Raw genomic sequence first — 3,466 nt, 5'->3', positions numbered from 1 at the left:
TTTTTTTGCCAAGGGCAAAAAACCCAACGCTGGGCTCGCTGCTAAGTCAAAACAGAATCATAGCCAAGACCGTTAGCTGCAAGTTTAAAAGACAAAAAAAAATGGGCAGACATAAAATGACTTCTGGAATCTGTCGACTATGTGGGCAAAACACAGAGCTGTCTTTCGAACATGTACCACCAAGAGTAGCATTGAATAAAAAAACAAAGTACAAAGAAGTAGATTTCGATGAGTATCTAAAATCTAAAAATCCATTAAATGATCCACCCAAAGGCAAAATTAGACAAGGTGGCGTAGGATATAATTCTTTCTGCAAGAAATGTAATAGCTTTCTCGGCTCTAATTATGTGCCAGCATACAGTAGATGGGTACAAGCAGGATTGGAAATTCTTAAAAACAAAGAAGTTGAGCTACACTCATATTTAATAAAGGAAATTGAACCTCAAAAGATATTTAAACAAATAATTTCCATGTTCTTGGCAATAAACAAAGAGTGGTATTTAGAATCATATCCAGACCTTGCGGAATATGTTTCCGATAAGAATTCAAGAAATTTACCTGATCGGTACAAAATATTTTGCTATTTGACACGAGCTGAAAGAATAAGATATATGCATCATGTCGTGCATGGCAATATTTCAAAAGGTGCAGCAATTAATTGTTCTGAAATTGCATTTCCTCCCTATGGCTACGTACTAACAATTGACAACGATAATAAAATTGAGCATCTAACCGAAATTACTGAATTCAAAAATCATAAAGGTAAAATTGACTTGAATTTTAATATGTTTCAGTTGCCAACTTACATGCCACTTCCATTGGATTATAGAACCAAAGAACAACTTGAAATGGATATTGCTCGTGGTAATGAAGTTATGAAATCTCAAGAAAAGAATAATAAAACCAGCAGCTAACAACGCCTATAACACATCGCTCTCCCAGGTCTGCGCTTATTTCCTATCTTAGTTAAAATAAAACAGGTTTGTTGGGGCATGCGCACTCAAGCGCCGTGTCATAGCCGAGACCGTTGTGCAACATTAAACTCAAATAGTTTGAACCGAATAATTCTTCCAGTAATCCTTCTTCTTTCTGTTTCAAATATTTACTCAAAAAATCGAATTGAAGGAAAATGGTTCTGCCATAATGTGACCTATGAAGATGGAAAAGAATTGGAGGTTAACCACCCTTTATTCTCAACTTTTCTCTCATACGAATTTACTTCGGGACAAGCCTATATATCGAATAATTATCAAGAGAAAGGAATTGCTAATACCTATAAAATATCGAACTCTGAACTTCAAATTGGATTTAGAAAATTTAACTTTTCGTTCAAGGACAAATTTCTAGTTCTTAAAGAACAAGGTGACGAATTACTATACTATTTTTTGAAAAAAAGTGAATTCTTGGTAAAGAACAACTTGTATCAGGAAAACTATTTTACCAAAGAAAATGATACGGTTTTTCATCGGTCATTTAGCTTGAATCCTGATTTCAACTATAAAACATCTTTTTCAGACTATCTGCGAAAATCAATTTACAATTACTCCAAAACAAGTGCACAAAGACATCAATTCAAGGGTACTTTCATTTTGACCAGTGACAATGAAATTTTGGACATAACAGTGGAACGCGGCATAAACAAAAGCTTCGACAAATCCTTTAAGAAAGCCGTTCAGGAATCACAAAAATATTGGAAAAACGATACGGGAAAAGACATTATAATTGTACAAAAATTCAATTTCTTCGAACAAGGTAAATATTTCGTTAAAAAAGAAAACTGGGACTTTTACCATAAAGTAAAAAAGGCAGACTCTTATTATAAAAATTTTGATTTCAACTCGGCAATTGATTACTATGAACAAGCATTGGAGGTAGAAATTTCGGAAAACGAATTTACAAATACCATGTTACGGGACCTTACAAGAAATTTGGGAATTTCCTATTTAGCGACGGGAAAAAATGAAAAAGCTTGCGGAAGTTTTAGAATGGTTGGCGATGAATATGATTTTAAATTTAGAAACTTCCTTCTAAAGTTCTGTAAATAATAACGTTGCACAACACGGTGTATAATTAATTGCGGGCGGAATTTCCACTTGGAAATTCCTGCAATCAATTATCTTTATAGGCAGGCGGACATTTTCCGTTGGAAAAGTCCGCAACTAATCATACACAAGACCGTTGTACCACATTATGAAAAATATTCTCTTGGCAGTTTTAATGTGTCTGATTAATCCGTTATTTGGACAGAATTCTGAAATTGAAAAACTCTTAGTTCAAGGAAATGATGCCTATCAAAAATCAGACTTTGCTAATGCAAAAGTTAGTTACGAAGCAATTATAAAAATTGACTCTAACAACAAAGATGCCTTATACAATTTGGCAGGAACGGAATTAAATCTTGGTAATAAATCGCATGCATGTGATTTACTTCAAAAGTCTTATTCATTAGGAGATATTGGTGCCTATGACTTAATTAAAGAATACTGTAATGAACTAAATTATTCAGAAAAAATGTTTCTATTCCAAGTTGATGAGCTTCCAAAATTCCTTTATAAGAATGAATTTGTCCCTCTTGTCATTAACAGAAAGGAACTGAATCCCCTTTATTTAAAACTAATCAGAGAGGAACTAATAAAATCTAAAGAGTTTAAAAGAATTAAAGGACAGGCAAGAATTCTACTTAATGTTGACATAAACGGAAATTTAATAACCAAAATAGCGGGAGAAATTCCTGAAGATAAAAGAAAATTGCTTGGTCTTCTTTTGGGAAATATGACGGAATACAAACCTGCAACTTACATGAATAAATCAGTAGGATTATTTGGAGGAGGATTTGCCTTACCCTTAACGTTTTAATATAACGTGGTACAACAACGGCTATAATCCAGCGCTGCTTTCTCAATAATTTGAAATTTCCTACATTTAAATAAAACAAGGAACTGGCTTAAATAGGGTAGAGGCCCGGGCTCGCTTTGCCAGCGCGAATTTCTAACGACAAAGCCGTTAGATCTTCCGCTAGCTTCGCCCCCAACACCGCGCCGAGATCATAGCCAAGACCGTTGTACACAATTAACAAGACTTAACCTTCATTGAAAACTAAATTGAATCTTTGGCTTATCTGTAGTTTCATATGCGCTGCATTGTTGACGTTTTGGATTTATGGAAAGCTCACTCATCATGTCGGGGATATAACGTTTGATAGAAACCAAGATTCTACTGAATTTAAACTTTGTAATGACGAAAATATTTATCAATACTACTCAATAAATACTGATTATGAAGGAGGCAAACGGGCCATGAAAGAAAAACTTCAAAATCAATTTTCAAATATATTGCCACCAGAAACTGGATTATTAACTATCCGCTTTATACTTAACTGTGAGGGTAAAACTGGACGTTTCCGAGCTAAAATGATCAATAATTCATTGAAGGATATTGATGTCTCCAAATACGATCTATCCCCATT

At 34.1% G+C, this 3,466-nt stretch carries 3 protein-coding genes and 1 pseudogene; all 4 read left to right on the top strand.

Annotated features, from left to right (window positions below; genetic code table 11):
* The coding region (locus tag AB8P51_RS15170) for a hypothetical protein (RefSeq protein ID WP_369749723.1) at positions 1–914 on the top strand (914 nt) is incomplete at its 5' end.
* Positions 915–1,052: 138 nt separating this feature from the next.
* On the top strand, positions 1,053–2,045 hold the full coding sequence (locus tag AB8P51_RS15165; RefSeq protein WP_369749721.1) for a tetratricopeptide repeat protein: 993 nt from the start codon (positions 1,053–1,055) through the stop codon (positions 2,043–2,045).
* A 145-nt stretch (positions 2,046–2,190) separates the two neighbouring features.
* Positions 2,191–2,856: a tol-pal system YbgF family protein gene (locus AB8P51_RS15160; protein WP_369749720.1), complete on the top strand. Its 666-nt coding sequence runs from the start codon at positions 2,191–2,193 to the stop codon at positions 2,854–2,856.
* A gap of 233 nt (positions 2,857–3,089) precedes the next feature.
* Positions 3,090–3,466 (top strand): annotated as a pseudogene (locus AB8P51_RS15155) (hypothetical protein); the annotation flags it as partial.

It is taken from the genome of Muriicola sp. SD30 (assembly GCF_041205185.1).
Taxonomy (GTDB): domain Bacteria; phylum Bacteroidota; class Bacteroidia; order Flavobacteriales; family Flavobacteriaceae; genus Muriicola.
This window is presented reverse-complemented; position numbering and strand designations above follow the sequence as displayed.

Excerpts from the sequence above, each read along its gene's own strand:
- AB8P51_RS15160 (WP_369749720.1), top strand. The coding sequence starts at position 2,191 with ATGAAAAATATTCTCTTGGCAGTTTTAATGTGTCTGATTAATCCGTTA.